At 63.6% G+C, this 17,568-nt stretch carries 16 protein-coding genes; 3 read left to right on the top strand and 13 right to left on the bottom strand.

The features are described 5' to 3' along the window. Nucleotides 1-227: 227 nt before the first annotated feature. The 8 genes from ACIQCM_RS00635 to ACIQCM_RS00670 form a co-directional block, all read right to left on the bottom strand. The gene (locus tag ACIQCM_RS00635; protein WP_400604035.1) at nucleotides 228-890 is read right to left on the bottom strand and encodes an aminotransferase class I/II-fold pyridoxal phosphate-dependent enzyme; all 663 of its coding nucleotides are present in this window, start codon (nucleotides 888-890) and stop codon (nucleotides 228-230) included. A gap of 68 nt (nucleotides 891-958) precedes the next feature. Continuing rightward, nucleotides 959-1,762 carry an SDR family NAD(P)-dependent oxidoreductase gene (locus ACIQCM_RS00640; protein WP_400604033.1) on the bottom strand — a complete coding sequence of 268 codons (804 nt, stop codon included), beginning with the start codon at nucleotides 1,760-1,762 and terminating at the stop codon, nucleotides 959-961. 11 nt (nucleotides 1,763-1,773) lie between these two features. Next, entirely contained in the window at nucleotides 1,774-3,354 is a 1,581-nt protein-coding gene (locus tag ACIQCM_RS00645; protein ID WP_400604032.1) for a class I adenylate-forming enzyme family protein, read from the bottom strand. Continuing rightward, nucleotides 3,351-4,655, bottom strand: a complete 1,305-nt coding sequence (locus tag ACIQCM_RS00650) for an MFS transporter (RefSeq protein ID WP_400604030.1) — start codon at nucleotides 4,653-4,655, stop codon at nucleotides 3,351-3,353. The genes ACIQCM_RS00645 and ACIQCM_RS00650 overlap by 4 nt, the downstream gene beginning before the upstream one ends. A gap of 171 nt (nucleotides 4,656-4,826) precedes the next feature. Continuing rightward, nucleotides 4,827-5,984 (bottom strand): PucR family transcriptional regulator, encoded by a 1,158-nt coding sequence (locus ACIQCM_RS00655; RefSeq protein ID WP_400604028.1) that lies wholly within the window; start codon nucleotides 5,982-5,984, stop codon nucleotides 4,827-4,829. 152 nt (nucleotides 5,985-6,136) lie between these two features. Then, on the bottom strand, nucleotides 6,137-6,586 hold the full coding sequence (locus ACIQCM_RS00660) for a type 1 glutamine amidotransferase domain-containing protein (RefSeq protein ID WP_400604026.1): 450 nt from the start codon (nucleotides 6,584-6,586) through the stop codon (nucleotides 6,137-6,139). Between the two features lie 53 nt (nucleotides 6,587-6,639). Beyond that, a complete protein-coding gene (locus ACIQCM_RS00665) occupies nucleotides 6,640-6,819 on the bottom strand; it encodes a hypothetical protein (protein WP_400604025.1) in 180 nt (59 codons plus the stop codon). Between the two features lies 1 nt (nucleotide 6,820). After that, nucleotides 6,821-7,531, bottom strand: a complete 711-nt coding sequence (locus ACIQCM_RS00670) for a TetR/AcrR family transcriptional regulator (RefSeq protein WP_400604023.1) — start codon at nucleotides 7,529-7,531, stop codon at nucleotides 6,821-6,823. A 183-nt stretch (nucleotides 7,532-7,714) separates the two neighbouring features. Here ACIQCM_RS00670 and ACIQCM_RS00675 point away from each other — a divergent pair, with 183 nt between their 5' ends. Both ACIQCM_RS00675 and ACIQCM_RS00680 read left to right on the top strand, forming a co-directional pair. Further along, nucleotides 7,715-8,326 carry a hypothetical protein gene (locus tag ACIQCM_RS00675; RefSeq protein ID WP_400604021.1) on the top strand — a complete coding sequence of 204 codons (612 nt, stop codon included), beginning with the start codon at nucleotides 7,715-7,717 and terminating at the stop codon, nucleotides 8,324-8,326. Between the two features lie 182 nt (nucleotides 8,327-8,508). Then, complete coding sequence (locus ACIQCM_RS00680; protein WP_400604305.1) at nucleotides 8,509-9,753, top strand: ATP-binding protein; 1,245 nt, start codon at nucleotides 8,509-8,511, stop codon at nucleotides 9,751-9,753. A 13-nt stretch (nucleotides 9,754-9,766) separates the two neighbouring features. On the opposite strand, the gene ACIQCM_RS00685 is transcribed toward ACIQCM_RS00680, so the two are convergent. The 5 genes from ACIQCM_RS00685 to ACIQCM_RS00705 all read right to left on the bottom strand — a co-directional run bounded on the left by ACIQCM_RS00685 (nucleotide 9,767) and on the right by ACIQCM_RS00705 (nucleotide 14,893). Beyond that, nucleotides 9,767-10,963 carry a glycosyl hydrolase gene (locus ACIQCM_RS00685; protein WP_400604019.1) on the bottom strand — a complete coding sequence of 399 codons (1,197 nt, stop codon included), beginning with the start codon at nucleotides 10,961-10,963 and terminating at the stop codon, nucleotides 9,767-9,769. Between the two features lie 119 nt (nucleotides 10,964-11,082). Continuing rightward, nucleotides 11,083-11,502, bottom strand: coding sequence for an ATP-binding protein (locus tag ACIQCM_RS00690; protein WP_400604018.1), 420 nt, complete (start codon nucleotides 11,500-11,502; stop codon nucleotides 11,083-11,085). Beyond that, entirely contained in the window at nucleotides 11,495-11,827 is a 333-nt protein-coding gene (locus ACIQCM_RS00695) for an STAS domain-containing protein (protein WP_400604016.1), read from the bottom strand. The genes ACIQCM_RS00690 and ACIQCM_RS00695 overlap by 8 nt, the downstream gene beginning before the upstream one ends. After that, complete coding sequence (locus tag ACIQCM_RS00700; RefSeq protein ID WP_400604015.1) at nucleotides 11,817-13,781, bottom strand: glycosyltransferase family 2 protein; 1,965 nt, start codon at nucleotides 13,779-13,781, stop codon at nucleotides 11,817-11,819. The genes ACIQCM_RS00695 and ACIQCM_RS00700 overlap by 11 nt, the downstream gene beginning before the upstream one ends. After that, nucleotides 13,778-14,893: a PP2C family protein-serine/threonine phosphatase gene (locus ACIQCM_RS00705; RefSeq protein ID WP_400604013.1), complete on the bottom strand. Its 1,116-nt coding sequence runs from the start codon at nucleotides 14,891-14,893 to the stop codon at nucleotides 13,778-13,780. The genes ACIQCM_RS00700 and ACIQCM_RS00705 overlap by 4 nt, the downstream gene beginning before the upstream one ends. Before the next feature lie 145 nt (nucleotides 14,894-15,038). Between ACIQCM_RS00705 and opgC the strand changes: the two genes are divergently transcribed. Continuing rightward, entirely contained in the window at nucleotides 15,039-17,522 is a 2,484-nt protein-coding gene (opgC, locus tag ACIQCM_RS00710; protein ID WP_400604011.1) for an OpgC domain-containing protein, read from the top strand. Nucleotides 17,523-17,568: the final 46 nt, after the last annotated feature.

A 17,568-nucleotide genomic window follows, 5' to 3' on the forward strand; every position in this document is an offset into this window, starting at 1 on the left:
ACCTTGCCCCTAGAGTCGGTCTTACCTGACGAATCCTCCTCCTGCGCATCAGCGTTGTCTAGGACCGGAGCGGGCATCGGAAAAGCCCACCGGGCGAGATCACGATCCCGGTCACCACGAGTGAGCACGGCTCCGAAGAGCCGCCAACAGCAAGGCACGCTCGTTGAGGCCGAGACTTTCAATTGGCTCCTGAACCATCGGCCTGTTTTTCGAGGTTGCGCAGCACCCTAGGCGCGCCGGTGCGAGTACTCCCGGCGTGCCCGCGTGATGTGGCGGGAGAGCCCCCCTGCCTGGAAGTAATGCGCCAGCGCGGACTGGAGCAGCCCGGCGACTGGAGTATCCAGAGCCTCGCGTACAGCTTTGAGCCTGCATCCTGCTTCACCTCGAACCACCAGGTACCCGCACCGCAGCCACGGGCTGAGGTTCTTAGAGAAGGTTCCGAGCAGCACTACCTCAGCGCTCGCGGGAAGGGAAGCAACTGCCGGCAGGGGCATTCTGCTGTGACGGAATTCGCTGTCGTAGTCATCTTCAAGAATGAGCACCCCACGCTGGTCTGCCCACTTCAGGAGTCCCAGCCGTTCCTGAACGGCAATCCTTCCACCCAGCGGGTACTGGTGGCTGGGTGTAATCAGACCGGCGTCAGGGATGCCCGTAATGGCCTCCAGTTGCGAACTTCTCACGCCGTTTTCGTCGACCGGGACTGTCTGCAGTTGCGTGCCGGCCGCCCTCATGACTCGGCGTGCCGTCGGATAGCCCGGGTCCTCGACCCCGGGATTGGTTTCGGCGTGGAGGCGTTGCGATCGGTGATGATCCGGGTGATCACCGGGAGTCCCACCGTAGGCTTTAGGCCCTGGGCTGGCTACCTGCGGGTGTTGCTCTTCGCCGCACAACTTTGATCAAGGTGGCCCTCCCCCCCCCCAAATGGGCCCCAGCTAACCCCGGTTTTGAATAGTTTGAATTAGAAGCCCAGCGAAATGCCGCCGTCGACCCGAAGTTCAATGCCGGTGATGTAGGAGGACTCGTCGCTGGCCAGGAAGACCGCAGCGTTGGCTACATCCCAGGCGGTGCCCATGTGTCCCATCGGCACTTGGGCGTGCCGCTTCCTGAGCATCTCTTCCCGTTGCCCGGCAGCGTAGGCGCCTGCCAGTTCAGCTGACTCGGTGACAAACGGCGTTTCCATCAAGCCCGGGAGGATGGCGTTGATCCGGACTTTCCTTGCAGCGTACTCCGCGGCTGTTGTTCGGGTCAGGTGATTCAGCGCCGCCTTGGAGGAGTAGTAGGTGGAATAGGGCACCCCGGTCCAGCGGATGCCCGCCAGCGACGAGATGTTGATGATGGACCCGCCACCTTGGGCAACCATGTGCGGGATGACATGCTTCATGGTCAGGAAGGGGCCTTTGAGGTTGATGGCGTGCACCCGGTCCCACTCCGTCTCCTCGAGTTCAACAACGCCGCCCACCTTGGCGATGCCGACGTTGTTATCAAGAACGTCGATGCGGCCGAATTCATCGATTACCGACGCCACGGCGCTGCTTACGGCCGCGGAATCCGCGATATCGAAGGCCAAATGCCGTGTTTGGCCACCCTCAGCCATGATGAGGTCGCTGGTTTCCTTGGCCGCAGCCTCATTGACATCGGTGCAAACAACAGTGGCGCCTTCGCGGGCGAAAGCGAGGGCGGTGGCTTTGCCGTTGCCCATCCCCGGGCCGCTGGAGCCGGCTCCCACCACGAGGGCGATTTTTCCGTGCAGTCGGTTCGACATAGATGTTCTCCCTAGATCTTCGATTTTTCGTTGCGCCAAAAGGATTCGCGGATGTTTTTCTTCAGGACTTTCCCGTTCACGCTGCGCGGCAGCGCGGGGACCAGGTGGACGGCCTTGGGTGCCCGGATGCTCCCCAGTTCCTGCTTGCACAGGGCGATCACTTCGGCTTCCGTGACCGTGCAGCCCTCATTCAGTTCGAGGACGGCGGTCACCGCCTCGCCCCAGTCAGGGTGCGGGGAGCCGACCACGGCGCAATCGCGCACCGCCGGGTGGCCCCAGATGACCTGTTCTACTTCGCTGGGGTAGACATTGAAACCACCGGAAATAATGAGGTCCCGCCGCCGGTCAGTCAGGTGCAGGTAGCCTTCCTCGTCGAGGACCCCGATGTCGCCGGTGTGCAGCCAGCCGTCCTGCAGCGCCTGCGCGGTCTGTTCCGGGTTCTTGTAGTAGCCCTTCATGACCAGGTCGCCGCGGACGCAGATCTCGCCAGGCGTCCCCGCTGGAAGAGCCCGGCCGTCCTCGTCGCGGATCTCGACCTGGACCAGCGGATAGGGCCGGCCGCAGGAGGAGAGCCGGGAATCGGGAGCGATTTCGCCGCCCACGAAGTGCTCGTCCGGGCGCAGGAAGGTCACCGATGCGGGGGCCTCCATTTGTCCGTAAAGCTCCATCATGACCGGCCCGATGGTGGTCAGCGCCTGGCGCAGCTTTTCGACGGACATCGGGGCCGCCCCATAGATCAGGTAGTGCAGCGAGGAGAGGTCCCTCCGCTGTTCCTTGAGCACCTCGAGAAGACGGTAGATCACGGTGGGAGGCAGGAACAGGTCCGTTACCGCGTACTGCTCGATCGCGTCGAGGACGGCGTGCGGGTGGGCCTTTGGAAGCACCACCACTGTCCCGCCCCTGGCCGTCGCGGCCAAGCTTAGCAGGCCCGCAGTGTGCGTCATGGGCGCGGCGGCGAGGTTCACCACGGTGTCCTCGGAGCCGTAGTGGGCTGCCATCATCAGGTGTGTCACGAAGGCGGACAGGCTGCGGTTCGTGTTCATCACGCCTTTGGGCAGGCCGGTCGTGCCGCCGGTCGGGGCCAGGGAGACCACGTCTTCGGGGGCGGCGTTGACGTCGGGCTTGGTGGGCGGTTGGTCCGCAATCCACTGGCTGAACGGGAGGGCGGCTAACGACGGCGCCGTGGCGGTGCCTTCTGTGGTTGCGCCAAACCGGATCCACTGCCGGACGCCGGGCAGCCGGTCCTGAAGCTGTCGTGCCGTGTCGTCGAGGCCGGCGTGGAAGATCACCAATTCGGCGTCGAATCCGGCCAGAAGCTGTGCGGTTTCGCCCATGGGGCTCGCCGGGTTGGCCGGGATCCAGGTAAGCCCGGACCGCCAGATCCCGAGCACGCAGATCCAGGCAAGAGGGTCATTCGGGGACAGCACGGCCACCTTGGCCACGGACGAGAGGCCCGCGTCCAGCAGTGCGTTGGCGATGCGGCAGGACAGTTCGCCGGCTTCGGTGAAGGTGAAGGTAGTGTCTTCCTGCACGTAGGCGAGGCCGTGCGGGTTGCAGTTCCAGCCGTGGTCAAAGAATCCAATCGCGCTCACTGGGGCAGTCCCGTCTTGTAGCTTTCCTTAAGGCGCAGGAAGACCGCAGTGGTGATCGCCGCGAGGATGGTCAGGTACCAGCCGAAGGCGTCGATCATCTTGGCGTCTGCCAGCCAGGTCGCCACGTAGGGCCCGGTGCCGCCGACCAGGGCCACGCCCAGGGCGTACGGCAGGCCGATGCCGGCGGCCCTGATGCGGGCCGGGAAGAGCTCGCACATGACGGCCGAGGTTATGGATGTGTAGCAGGCGAGCAGCGTCAGTGCGGCCATTTGCACCAGCAGCAGGGACAGGAAGCTGTTCTGCAGTGCGTTGAGAAGGGGAATGGTCAGCAGCGTGAATCCGCCGCCGAAGGCCAGCAGCAGCGGCTTGCGGCCGATGCGGTCGGAAAGGACGCCCATCAGCGGCTGCAGGATGGCGAAGTAGGTCAGCGAAATCAGGCCGACGAAGAGGGCGTTCTTCATCTCAAATCCGACCGTGATGTGTGCGTAGGTGGGCAGGTAGGAGGAGAACACGTAAAAGTACAGTGTGGGCGCCGCGTTGATGGCAAACACCAGCAGGCATTCCTTCGGGTGGGTGCGCATGAACTCGAAAGCAGAGGGCCGGGCGGTCCTGGCGTTGCCTGCAGGTGCGGACGGATCAGCGGGGTCGTTGACGGCGAGCGTTTCTTCGGCGAAGCGGCGAATGAACAGACCAGCCACCGCTCCGAGCGTGCCGATGGCAAACGGTACGCGCCAGCCCCACTCGTGCATTGCACCGTCGGGCAGCACGGCGACGAGGAACGCGACGGAGGCGATCGCCGCCAAATTTCCGAGGGTTGCGCCGATGTAGAGGAAGCTGGAGAAGAAGCCCCGGCGTCCCTCCGGCGCTGACTCGACCAGGAAGGTCGAGGACGCCGCGAATTCGCCGCCGGTGGACAGGCCCTGCAGGAGCCGGGCCAGCACCAGCAGGACCGGTGACAGCACGCCGACCTGGTCGTACGTCGGGGCGACGGCAATCAGTAGGCTTCCGACGCCCATCAGCATGACGGTGGCGGTCAGTGCCTTCTTGCGCCCGAGGCGGTCGGCCACCATGCCGCCCAGCAGGCCGCCGAGAGGCCGCATGAAGAAGCCGACGGCGAAGATCGCCATGGCGCTGAGCAGCGGAACCACGGGGTCGCCGGTCTTGGGGAAGAATTGGCTGGAGAAGTACAACGCCAGCATGGAATAGACGTACCAGTCGAACCATTCGACGATGTTGCCCACTGTCGCGGCCGCGAGTTGGCGGGTCCTGCTGACAGGTGGTGCTGCGGTGATGACGCTCATCCGGTTGACTCCCAGATCCGATGGGCCCGGACTTAGTGACCCGCATCGGTCCGGGCCCCGGGGCGCGGCGGTCAGCAGTTCGTCCGGCTGTGATGCATACCACGCTACGGAGGCCTGCGCGTGCCGAACATGGAGTCAGATCAAAGGGAACCTGCAGGCGTTTGTGGATTTCTACAATGAGCCGCCGTCGGTCATTCCGGGCACGTCCCGGCAGCTTTCGAAGACCCAGCAGAGCTCCACAAGGGTGTCCGTTGCATCCAGCCGGGTGCCGGTGAGCTGCTCAAACTTCTGCAGCCGGTAGCGCAGCGTGTTTTCGTGCACAGACAAGGCCTTGGCTGCCACGGATATCCGGCGGTCGTTGGCCAGGTAGCGCCGGACCGAGTCCAGCACTATCCGGCCGAACTCGGCGTCGTCGGCAAACGGCGCCAGGTAGCGCTCGCGCAACACCGCTGTGACATACGGGTCGGCGGCCGCGGTGCGCCAGGTCAGGTCCTCCAGGCAGAACGAGCCACCTTCAGGACGCCGCCAGGCGGCCTCGAAGACGCGGTCGACAACGGCGTCTGACTGCGGCAGCTCTGCCAGCGGGCGGGCGGGTCCGACGGCAATTGTGGCGGTCTCCCGGCTGGCCGGGGGCCTGGCGGTAACGAAGCCGACGACGTCACCCACCTGTAGGGTGAGAACACCGTCGCCGCTCCGCAGCTGTGTTTCCAGCCCGCTGAGGAGTTCATCCGGGGAGGTCCCGGCGCGGGGGCGGGCGCGCAGGGCGCGGAACTGGCGCCGCGGATCAATGCCGAAGTCGGCGGACCGGGATACCAACTCTGGGCCTGCCAGAGTGCCAGCCAGTACCGCGCGCAGGTAGCCCTGGCGCAGTTCGTGATCACGCACAGCCTGCTGGACGCTGCTCTCCCGGTATGAATTCACAAGGGCGGCGGTGTAGGAGTCGCTGACACCCCAGAGCACCCGGTGCGCGGCGAGGACCTCACGGTCGCCGAGCTGAACCTCTTGGGAGATGTCGATGAAGCGGTCCTGGATCACGGCCATGGACAGGCGGTAGCCGCGCATTACGTCCTCAATCCGCAGGCCCTGGTGGAAGCGGACCTGGGCCACCCTGGCTTCGGGTGCCAGCTGCGACGACTCCGGGACGACCCCGGATTTCACGGCTTGGATGGCCATTCGCAGGTTTTGCTCGACGGAGGAGCTGATGTCCGCTTCCGCTACCCCCTGGTATCCGGCCACCTCGGTGACACAGCGCTCCACGCTGCGTGTTTTGAGGTATTGCAGATCCCTGATCAGCAGATCAGCCACGTACTCAATACTGTATTTAGCCACGGGCGACCTTGTACCAGGCATTTTTTTGAGGCTCATGCGATGGCTCCTTCGCGCTTTCGTAAATATGCGGGGCTCCTTTTCGGAGCAGGGGAGAGGCGGCCGTGAGTGCATTTCCGCTCCGTTGAGGTCCGGAACGCGATACGCGGCGGGGGTTATAGGAGTGCAGCGACTTTCCGGGCGGTTTTTTTGGCGGAGCCGGGGTTTTGTCCTGTGACAAGCCTGCCGTCGGCAATGGCGTAGGGAAGGAATGGGAGCAGGGCTTTTTCGTAGCGTGCGCCGCGGGTCTTGATCTCTTCTTCGGTGTTGTAGGGCACGAGTTTGTGGACCCCGGCAAGGACCTCTTCCTGCCAGGCGAAGCCGGTGACCTTGCGGCCGTCCACGAGGAGACTGCCGTCGGAAAGCCTGATATTGAGCAAGGCGCAGTATCCATGGCAGACAGAGGAAACGATTCCACCTTGCTCCCAGATCGCACGGGCGATCTGTTGCAGGCCTTCGCTGTCAGGAAAGTCGTACATCACTGCGTGGCCCCCAGTGAAATAGATGCCGTCAAAGTTCGCCGGGTTGATCTCATCCGGGCTGGCCGTGTTCTCAAGGAGGGCCATACGCGCCGGGTCTGCACGCCAGGACCTGGTTGCCTTGTCATTGCTGGGAAATTTCAGTGATCGCGGCTCCAAAGGGACCGGCCGCCTTTCGGGCTGATGAGGACTTGTTCGAACCCGTGTGCCTCGAAGACCTCCCAGGCATGAGCCAGTTCAGACAGCCACAGGCCGGTGGGATGAGACGAGCCGGCGTAGTGTCCGACGTTGGTGACAACGTGAAGGATGCGCCTGGGCATGTTAATTCTCCTTGGTTTCAGATCGAGCCGGGGGCGTCCGACCGCCCGAAGGGTGTGATGTTTGGCGACCAACTGCGAACACCGCTGCTGCAACAGACTGCACCCGGGCGGCGACTTCGTCATTGGGGTCTGGGCGGAACTTGCCATCGAGATGGAGGAATGCCAGCCCGTGCGCCATGCTCCACAACGCGGTCGACAGGCCCGGCACGTTCGCGTCGGGGAAGAGGCCCTCGATGGCGCGGGTCAGTACCTGGTGGAGGTCCCCAGCGGCCTGAACCCGTTCACTGTCCGCGTCGTCGCACTCGTTTCCGAACATCAGGCGGAATACGGCCGGCCGCCGCAACGCGAACGCCACATAAGCGACTCCCAGCGCCGTGAACACCTCCTCCGGCGCTCGCGGTTCCGCCTGGCCGGCCAGCGCCGCCGTCAGGTCCGCTCGTAGATCCTTAAATCCCTCTATGGCAACCGCGCTGTCAAGGGCTTTCCGGTCCGCGAAGTGCCTGTAGGGGGCGGTAGGGGAAACCCCCGCTTTCCGGGCCGCAGCGCGCAGCGAGAATGGCTCGCCGGCCTCCAGGCTTTCGATCGCGGCTGCGAGCAAGGCACTGCGAAGGTCGCCGTGGTGATAGTTCTTTTGCGATGTTGACGCCGCTAACTTTGCCTCCTCCGCTGATGTAAGCACCGCAAACATATCGCACAAAGGAAGCCATGTCACCCGCGCACATGAAGCCACGCGTGGGATCTCTGCCTGGGGGAATCCACGGTTGACTTTGCAGACAGTATTGGGCGCAAACGGCCAGGTCCCTGTGGAACTGGCCCGGGAACTGAGGAGCGGGTATACCAATGAAGCTGGCTCGCGAGCCGCAACCCGGTTGGGGTCAACGACACCGACACCCTGATGCCGGCCAACCTGCTCGACACTGCACAGCCGGATGCAGCCGTTGCCGGCAGTGACATCGTGTATTTCACGGCCGGGTTGCCGGCCGATACGCAGCTGTGGGAAGCGCAATTCCCCAGGATGCTGAGGAACGCGATTGACGCATCCCGGACGGCCGGGGCGAAGTTCGAGGCGGACTCTCATCTGGACCCTCGACGCGAGCCGGGCACTGGCCCTTCTGGGCAGCACGGCCGACGCATCGGACAGACCTGGCATCTTCCGGCCGCCAAGGACCACCCCACCTACCGGGAATTCGCGCTCATGGCCAGCGAAGCCTTTGGCAGTAACGCCGGCTACAGCGTATTGCCGCGGTCCTTGGTCAATGCCGCCGGCCTCTTCTCAAAACCCGTACGCGAGCTCACGGAGCTCCTGCCCCGCTACGGGCAGCACAACATCTTTGACTCAACCAAGTCCACCGCGCAGTTCCCGGACTTCAGGGTAACCGGCTATCGCGATGGACTCGCCACCATAAACCAAGAAGCCGACGCTGCACGGCGTGCGGGCACATCCCTGACGCCAATCAGGACCTTGGGTACGGACTCACAACCCACTTTTTCGATCGGCGGTAATTGAGATTCTATAGAGCCAGGGGAGTGGCTGACATCTAGGGTGTTGTCCGCGGGGCGATAGCATCCGCGCTCGTCAGGTTTGGTGAAAAGCGGTCCATGCTGCGCGGAAACGGCGGAGGCGCTTTTTCCCGATACTATCGACCGAAGAACGCCATGATTGGGTGTACTGACGGAAATAAAATGAATATGGACGGGACGGCTAAGCAGATGCTGACCGAAGGGAATGAGACGCGCAATTTGGGGTTGCGTGAGTATGGGCTGGCCGTGGGCGCGGACAGCCGTGTGCCGGTGGCGCTTGATGGCAGTGCGCGCAGATCACTGGACAACTTGGTCCGGCTGGCGGCCAGGGTTTGCGGGGTCCCGTACGCCGTGGTCAACGTCATTACCGCGGATCAGCAGTTGCAGATCGCCGCCTTCGGTCTTGACGCGGGCGTCTGTGCGCGCGATGACTCGATGTGCGCTCGGGTCTTTCTCAGGGGAGAAGCGACCATTGTTGCGGACGCTTCTGTGGACCCACGGTTTGCGTCCAGCCCGTTTGTCATCGGGGAGTTGGGCAACGTCCGGTTCTACGCGTCCGTACCCCTGGAAACCTCGTCGGGGCTTGTCCTGGGTTCTTTGTGTGTCTTCTCGGAGAAGGCGGAGATGCCGGACGAGGAACAGCTCAGCCTGCTGAAATTTCTTGGACACCAGGTTGTCGAAATTTTAGAGCTTCAGCACCGCACCCTTCAGCTCAATGACGCCTTGGATGAGTTGGAGCGGAGCAACGCGATGCTCGCCGAATTTGCGAGCCGCGTCAGCCACGATCTCCGCACCCCTCTGACCACCATCTTGGGCTATGTGGAATTTGCCGAGGACGATCCAGACAGTGCGTCAGACCATCCGTCGGCCGAGTACCTGCGCCTTATCGGCAGGGGCGGACGCCGGATGCTTGAAGTGCTTGACGATGTCTTGGATTATGCCCGGGCCGGCGGCACCCTCAAACAGCAGCCGGTTTCTTTGCTGGCCGTCACTGCGGAGGCGGCACAAGACCTGGGCAGAGACCTGGGCCCAGTCACCGGTATCTTTTGCGAGGACGCCGTGTTTGTCGCAGACAGGGGCCAAGTGCGGACTCTGCTGCAGAATCTGCTGGCCAACTCGATCAACTACCAGAGCCCCTGGCGTCCATTGCATGTGGAGGTCACAGCCACCGCTGGTCCGCAGGGCATTACCCTTTCCGTTGCAGATAACGGCAAGGGAATCCCGGCAGCCGACCGGGAAAAGGCACTTGAGCCGCTGGGCCGCCTGAACCAGCCAGGCGACGGACCCGGAACCGGGCTGGGCCTGGCCACCTGCAGCCGCATCGCCCAGGCCCACGGCGGTCAACTGGTCATCAGCGATACCCCTGGTGGCGGCACCACCGTGTCCATGACTTTTCCCGCCTTGGACACATAGCGCCCGGCAGGAGCTACTTTGGGCGGCCTGCGAGGGCCGCGGCGAGGGCCTGCGCGGAGGAGACGCTGCTGTTGATGCGCCAGTCAGTTTCTTTGTTGAAGTGGAACCAAATGACGGCGGCGACGTCAGTCTGCGCCGACAGGTAGCTGATGAGGGAGGTGTTCCACTCGGCTTTGGAACCGCCTTGTTCTGCTGAGGCTGTTTCGGCAATCAGGATCTGCTTGCCGGGCGCCAGAGTTCGCAGCTGCGACAGCCCATCGCCGAAAAGCTGGGTTGGAGACTGCCAGGTACTCCACGATGCCGAGGTTCCCCAGTTATAGCCGTCAAGGGCTACCACGTCCACGTATGTAGACCCCGGGTAGAGGCCGGCAAGGGGTGCCGATCCCCAATAGGGGACGTTGGGGTTCCACACCCAGGCAATGTTCGTGGCCCCGGTGGACTGAACTACGTCATGGACGTGGCGCCAGGCAGCAGCGTAGTCACCTGCACCGTTCCCGTTGACCTGCTCAGACCACGGATACCAGTTCCCGTTCATTTCGTGGCCGAACCGGAGCAGAACTGGGTGCCCCCAGGCAGCCAGCGACTGGCCCCATTCGCGCAGGTAAGGGTCAAAGTCACCGGCCACGATGCGGTCCAGGGAATATCTCGGCTGCTCCGCACCGCCGCCCCAGGACCAGGGTTCCCATGTCAGGAGGGTCTTCGCCCCGCGGCCGCGAACGGCCTCGAGCTCGGCGATGGGCGGTGCTTGGTTAAAGTCCTTGTAGGAGAGAATGATCGACGGTGCCTCACCGGCAAGCGCCGTGACCTCGTCGATTTCCGCCCCTGCCAGCGGACCCCCTGCTGTGCCGACCCCGAACTGCAGCGGCGAAGGGTCCGGCGTGCCGGACGGCGAACTGGAGGTCAGAGCAAACGACGCCGAAGCGCTCACAGACCCGGAGACTGCCCGCACCGCTATCACCGGATCGACGGCTTCGGGCATAACTACATCGGCGGTGAAGTAGCCGGAGGCACTGGTCTTAAAAGCCACGCTTGTGCTGCCCGCACTGACGGTGCCCGAGGTCTTCTTGGGGAAGGCAGTCCCGGTGACGGTCACCTTGGTACCGGCGGGTCCGCTGCCGGGGCTTAGCTGAATCATGGCTGAGGCTGCCTGCGCGGGCGTGGCTATCCACACCCCGCAGCACGCGAGCAGCGCCAGAATGGAAAGGAACAAACGTAGCGGCTTCAAAGGACCCTCCTGTGAGTTCTGCGGACAGCGTACCGGCGGTGTTGGCAAGACAATATGAGCGAACAGAAACGGCCCTGCTACTGGCACAGGACCTCCCGGGTCGGCTAATGGGAATGGCGGGTCAGCACCCAAGTGTTGGTACTGTCCTGCCGCTCGAACGTCACGGTGGTAACCAGCGCCTGGATCAGTCGCAACCCGCGGCCGGACTCGTCGTCATCAGCGGCCGCTTTCGGCTCCATGAGGCCGAACGGCGGCTCGGCATGCAGGGCGCTGATACGGGCCTGAAGGCGGGCGGGCTTTACCGTGATTTCCACGGCCAGCTCCACCGGTTCCGATCCCGCCGGTTCCGCGTGCTGCACCACGTTCGACACCGACTCGATGACCGCAGTCGAAAAGGTCATCTGGTCTACGCCGCCCACGAAGGGGGCCTCACGCCACAGCCCCTCCAGGTCATCGTGGACGCACTCGACGGCGGACGCAGCGGCCAATCCGCGGAAACTGCTGGAGGCGACTACATCAGTCATTGAGAAACGCCTCCGCCGGCGTGGGATAGGCCTTGAGGACCCTATCCAGGCTGGTCAGTTGCAGGACCATTTGGACCTGGGGTTGTAGCGCTGCGATCCGGAGATCGCCTCCGGCCTGGCGAGCCGCCTTCAGGCAGCCGATCAGGGCGCCGAGACCTGAGGAATCCATGAACGAGGTGCGCTCCAGATTCACCACGACGCGGTTCGCACCGCCCTCGATCACGTCTGCCACGTATTCGCGGAGCTTGGGCGCGGAGACCATGTTGAGCCGTCCGCTGGCTGTAACTTCAGCGTACGAATCCTTGACCTCGTGGCTAAATTCCATTGACATTCCTCTCTCTGGGTTCCGCGGCCGGTTCGTAACCCTTGTACAGCACTGCGCGCACCAGGACGCTCATGACCAACAGGTCAAAAATAACCCACACCACATTCACCAGCGTGCCTAGAGGTTCCGCGATCCCGGCGGACAGGCGGATGATTCCGACCACCGCGGCCACAGCCAGCAGCACGGAAACCACGATTTGGGGCTGGATGAGGCTCCAGCTGGGTCCGCCGCTTTGGCGCGTTTTGGGGGTCACCGCAAATCCCAGGGGACGGCCGAACCAAACGTTACGGGCCGCCGTCGAACACGCCTTGATCCAGACCGGGAACAGCGCCAGGCTGTACTGCTGCCCCCGCCAAGTGGGGACGCCACGCCCGGCAACGACGAACAGGAGCTGGTTGACCAGCATGAAAGGAATGAACCGAACAAAGAACTCCCAGCTCAGGCTGCTAACCGGAAGGATGCCTAGAAGCAGGTAGATGATCGGCGCCGCGAAGTATACTACGGCTGCATATCCGCTCAGGTAGGTCCACATGGTCGCGAAGTACATCAGCCTCTGGCCGATCTTGAGGCCTCTCTGCAGCAGCGGATTTTCCCTCAACAACACTTGGATGGTGCCCTGTGCCCAGCGTAAACGCTGGGTCAGCATGGTCTTGAGATCCTCCGGCGCAAGGCCATAAGCGAGGACCTCGTGGTGGTAGACGCTCTGCCACCCCATGGCGTGCATGCGCATGGCGGTGGCCATGTCTTCAGTGACCGAGATGGTAGCCAGCGGCATGACGGGCTGGGCCTCGTCGTTGCGCTCCACGGAGAGCGCGTCCATGACCGCCTGCACGGACTCTGGTGCGCCCAGTGGCGACCAGTCGCGGCGGGACATTCGCTGCACGGCGTCGTCGGCCACCACGGGGACCCCGGCCTCGCCCACGTGGGCGATTTCCATGGCGGCGATCTCTTCGAGGTCGGACTGCAGGGCCTCGACGTCGGCCAGGACCAGGGTCTGCACGGCGGCGTCGACGCGGCGGCGAACCCGGTACGTGATCTCGCTGAGCGACTTCCCGGCGTCGAGTTCCTTTTGTGCTTCCCGGGTGGCCGCCTCCACTTCGTCCAGCACATCAGCCACCAGCGGTGACTCCATGGCGGTGGAGTTACGTGCCCGCTTGAGGGCCGAGCGCGAGGCGGCCAGGGCCCGCCGGACGCTCTTTTCGGTTTCCCTCACGTAGCCCACCAGGCCCAGCTGCATCAGCGCTTCACGGCGCAAAATGGCGTTGGAGCCGCAGAAGAAGGCAGCGTTCCAACCGTCCTTGCCCTGCTGGATGGGACCGTAAAATAAGGGGGCCTGACTGCCGAGCGGATCGTCTGCGGGGACGTTACTGAAGTACTGAGGAGTCTGAACCAGCGCCACTCGGCGGTTGTTGAAGTAACCCAGCGTCTTTTCCAAAATGTCCGGCTCCGGGATCTGGTCCGCGTCAAGAATGAGGAGAAATTCTCCGTAAGTTCGCATCAGGGCGTTATTCAGGTTGCCCGCTTTAGCGTGCCGGGGGACGTCTGGAGTCCAGTCATCACTACGGGTGACGTAGCCGAGGCCGTGCTCTTCTGCGAGCACTCTAAGTTCCGGCCGGGCACCGTCGTCCAGGATCCAGGTGCTATGCGGATGCCGGATCCTTTGCGCTGCCAGGGCCGTTGTCATCACCATGTCCAAGTCCTCGTTGTAGGTGGTGATGAAGACATCTACCGTGGCGTCGGCTGGCGGCAGGGGGGCACCCGTCCGTATTTTGAGCTTCCATACCGTCATGCCGAAAAGCATCACGTCGATGAGGCTGTAGGTCTCGGCCATGACCAACGGAAGGGCTATCCACCATGCTTCCCAGTTAAGGGAGGCCGCCCAGCGCCAGGCAATATAGTTGACGCCCGTAATGGCGGTGAGTACCACCACCAGGCGCGTCGAGAATCGCGTCACGACGCAATGTCCCGAGGCACACGCCGGACCACCACCACCGTAACGTCGTCCTCGGTGGTCTCGGCAGGGGCCAGGGCCAGGATGGCCTTGCTGGCTGCCTGCGCGGAAGGCTGGTTTTCTGTGGCCTCCAGAACCGCGGCAGTAAACAGCTCCACGGACTCGAATCTGTCCAGCACACCGTCGCTGACCACGACCAAGGAGTCGCCCGGCGCGAGCTCAAACCCGGACTGTGGCCATACCGTCCCCGGCCAGGCACCCACCGGCGGGCCGCCGGACGGAAGACACCTGGCCGTCCCGCCCGCCCGCACGTGCAGCGCCAGGCCGTGCCCGGCGTCGACATAGCTGATCTTCCCGGACGCCGCGTCGAGTCGGGCATGGAACAGGGTAACGAAGGAATTGGAGGAACCGAGGTCCCTCGCGATGGCTTTGCTGGCGGATCCAAAGGCAGCGTCGAGGTCCGGCCGGTGCCCGGTGGAGCGCATCACGGCGCGAACAGTGGCGGCGAGGAGTGCGGCACCCATGCCCTTCCCCATGGCGTCGGCGAAGGTCAGGTGCAGTCCGTCGGCTGTCTGGTACCAGTCGTAGAAGTCGCCACCCACGCTGCGGGACGGGCGGAACAGGCCCGCCACGTCGTAGCCCTCCAGACAAATGTCCTCCTGGGGCAGGAGGCTTTGCTGCACCTCCATCGCGTGCTGCACCTCGTCGCGCGCGGCGTCGTCCCGGGCGGCAACGGCGGGGCGGCGGCGGAACAGGGCGTTGATCCGGGCCTGCAGCTCGCGCGGGCTGAAGGGCTTGCTGAGGTATTCGTCCGCTCCGTTATCCAGACCGGTCAGCTTGTCCAATTCGCCGGCCCGCGCGGTCAGCATCACGATAAACGCGTCCGAGAACGCGCGGAGCAGCTTGCACACTTCCAGGCCATCGAGGTCCGGAAGGTTCAGGTCCAATGTGACCAGTTCCGGTTTGCGGCGGCGTACTTCTTCTACACCGGATAGGCCTGCTGTCGCGTGGGTTACGTCAAAGCCTTGTTTGGTCAGGATTCGAATCAGCAGTCCGCGAATGTCCGGGTCATCCTCGATGACCACGGCGCGCCGAACCTGAGGGGCATAATGCATAGGTCTACTTCTACCGTATATTTCGGGGTGGGGCGTTCAGTGCCCCTCGCGTTGGACTTGGCCACCCCGGTTCCCGGTCGCGGGTTTCACTTAGGATATTGCGCACGGCTGTTTCTGCCGTGGTCCGGCTGGGAGGAAACTTACCGTGAAGCGGGGATTCTTGCTGAGTTCGTGTACCCGTCGGCTCGCGGAACTGACCGCCCTCGTGGTGTTGATCCTGACCTTCTGCGTTCCCGCGGCCGGGGCAAGTGCCAGCGTCCCACTAAGGGACCCTTTGGTTCCCGAGCGGGCCTACTTCGGCGCGTTACTGAACTGGGGCAGCGATTCGGCCGCCGGATATGCGAAGCGCACAGGCATATCCGCGGCGCTCTACGGCCAGTCCGTACCGATGCCGATGAACAGCCAGGAGCAGGTCTACTTGAAGGCCTACTTCTCCCAGATTGCCGCTGAGGGCGCCCATGCGCTGGTGACGGTCGAGCCTCGCCAACCGCTCGTGGAACTGGATGCGGCGGCCGCAGCAACTTTCGCCCGTCAGGTCGCAGACGCCTCCGCAGGATTCAGCGGCGCCATTTATCTACGGTTCGCGCCGGAGATGAACGCCCCCTGGGTTGCCTGGGGTCAGCAGCCAGCAGCGTACCGTGCCGCATTTGCCGCAGTGGCTTCGGCCGTACGTCCCGCGGTAAACAACGCGGCGATGGTCTGGGCGCCTGCCGCTGGAGGGGACTACCCCTTCCGGGAGGCAACGACGGAACCTCCGGGCGGTGCTTCCATGCGTTCACTGGACACCAGCGGAGACGGAGTCTGGAATGGCGACGATGACGCCTACGCTCCCTACTATCCCGGCGATGAGTTCACAGACTGGGCGGGCCTCTCGATCTATCACGATCCAACAAACGGGGGACCGGCCAAGAACGCGTTGCCGGTGGAGGGTGGATTTGCCGCTGAGCTTGATCCCGCGGCCAGCGGACCCGGTGAGAACAACTTCTACCGGACCTACGGCGAAGCCCGCGGCAAGCCGCTCATGGTCGAAACTGGTGCCTACTACTCTCCGGGATCGTCCGGAGAAGCCGAGGCGGACATCAAGAACCGGTGGTCGGACCAAGTAATTACCGCAATGACGGACGGAAAACGACCGGCGCTGCGGGCGATGGTATGGAACGAGACCGTAGAAGCACGGGAAGGCGGCATCACCATTGACTGGCGCGTGGGACACGCCGCGGGGCTGGCCGCCGCCTTCCAGGCCATGATTGAAACTTCCAGCCTGACGGTGGGTCCGGTCACGGATCGGGCACAGAAGGTGGTTCCCGCCGTCGAAGCCCCCAGGGAAATTGCGGGCACTGTTCTCACCGGCTGGGCTGCCTGGGCTGCTGCTGGCGCGGCCCTTTTGGCGGTGGTCCTTCTCTGGGCAGTTTCCAGGCGGGCAATGGCCCGCGCCTGGGCGTACGACGGGTCGTTCGATGACCGGGACGCGCGCATCGACCTGATGAGGGGCGTCGCCATCGTGTTCGTGGTGGTCAACCACGTTGGAATCACATCGGCGTTCCAGCTCCTCACTCAGGAAACAATTGGCGTCGTGTCCGGTGCGGAGCTCTTCGTACTGCTCTCCGGGGTGGTCGTAGGGATGGTTTATGGTCCCCGCGCCCGCAAGGACCTGGGCGAAGTGGTGGATCGGACCAGCAAACGCGCAGGCAGGCTCTACGCGACGGCGCTCACGGTCGCACTGGCCATCTACGCGCTCAGCCTGCTGCCATTCGTCAACGCGACCGCAGTCACCACCTTCACAGACCAGAGCGACGTCGGCGTGACGGGGGCTATGGGCACGACGTACGACCTGTACGCCGGGATGGAAGGACTGCTGCAATTCCCCGTCCCACAGGGGCTGATTCCGGCCCTGCTGCTCCTGCAGGTTGGCCCTTGGCAGTTCAACGTCATCGGACTGTATGTCATCCTCCTGCTGGCCAGCCCGCTCATACTTGCCGCACTCACACGCGGATTCGCATGGTTGGTCCTTACCGTGAGCGCCGTACTCTACGCGCTGGGGTCAATATTCCATTTTCGGTTGCTGCCCTCACAATTCGAAGACTCGTTCCCGCTTCTGGTTTGGCAGGTGTTGTTCGTCTTGGGCACTATAGCTGGCTATTACCGCCACCCGCTGGTGGAATGGTTCTCGCATCCACGGCAGCGGGTGTTTCTGGGGACGTGCCTGCTGATAGCGGCTGGTTGCGCCGTCTTCTCCTGGACTGGCCCGTACCTGACAAATGACCTGGATGTGCGACTTGACCTGTTATCCGAGCAGTCATTCGGCCTGCTCTACGACGGCTTCTTTGACCGGACTTACCTTGGACCCGGCCGCCTGGTCAACGTACTGGTGGTGGGCATCGCGTCTTATGCCTTCATCACCGCCTACTGGAAGCCCCTCGACCGGGCACTGGGGTGGTTCCTGATTCCGCTCGGGCAGGCAACGCTCTACGTGTTCATCATGCACGTCTTTGTCATCATGGTCACAGCCAACATCCCGGCCTTGCGGCAAGGGAACGTGTGGTTGAACACCGCCGCCTACATCCTGCTTCTCGGACTGCTCTGGACCATGGTCAGGGCGCGCTTCCTGTTCCGCCTGATCCCGCGTTGATCCAGTCAAAGCAGTCGGGCCGTCGAGGAGAACCATGCCCACGGTG

Source organism: Pseudarthrobacter sp. NPDC092439 (assembly GCF_044754945.1).
In the GTDB taxonomy this organism is placed as follows: domain Bacteria; phylum Actinomycetota; class Actinomycetes; order Actinomycetales; family Micrococcaceae; genus Arthrobacter.

Coding starts and splice junctions, on each gene's coding strand:
- ACIQCM_RS00680 (WP_400604305.1), top strand. CDS start 8,509: ATGGACGGGACGGCTAAGCAGATGCTGACCGAAGGGAATGAGACGCGC.
- ACIQCM_RS00705 (WP_400604013.1), bottom strand. CDS start 14,893: ATGCATTATGCCCCTCAGGTTCGGCGCGCCGTGGTCATCGAGGATGAC.
- ACIQCM_RS00665 (WP_400604025.1), bottom strand. CDS start 6,819: ATGCCCAGGCGCATCCTTCACGTTGTCACCAACGTCGGACACTACGCC.
- ACIQCM_RS00640 (WP_400604033.1), bottom strand. CDS start 1,762: ATGTCGAACCGACTGCACGGAAAAATCGCCCTCGTGGTGGGAGCCGGC.
- ACIQCM_RS00650 (WP_400604030.1), bottom strand. CDS start 4,655: ATGAGCGTCATCACCGCAGCACCACCTGTCAGCAGGACCCGCCAACTC.
- ACIQCM_RS00695 (WP_400604016.1), bottom strand. CDS start 11,827: ATGGAATTTAGCCACGAGGTCAAGGATTCGTACGCTGAAGTTACAGCC.
- ACIQCM_RS00690 (WP_400604018.1), bottom strand. CDS start 11,502: ATGACTGATGTAGTCGCCTCCAGCAGTTTCCGCGGATTGGCCGCTGCG.
- ACIQCM_RS00660 (WP_400604026.1), bottom strand. CDS start 6,586: ATGGCCCTCCTTGAGAACACGGCCAGCCCGGATGAGATCAACCCGGCG.
- ACIQCM_RS00675 (WP_400604021.1), top strand. CDS start 7,715: ATGCCGGCCAACCTGCTCGACACTGCACAGCCGGATGCAGCCGTTGCC.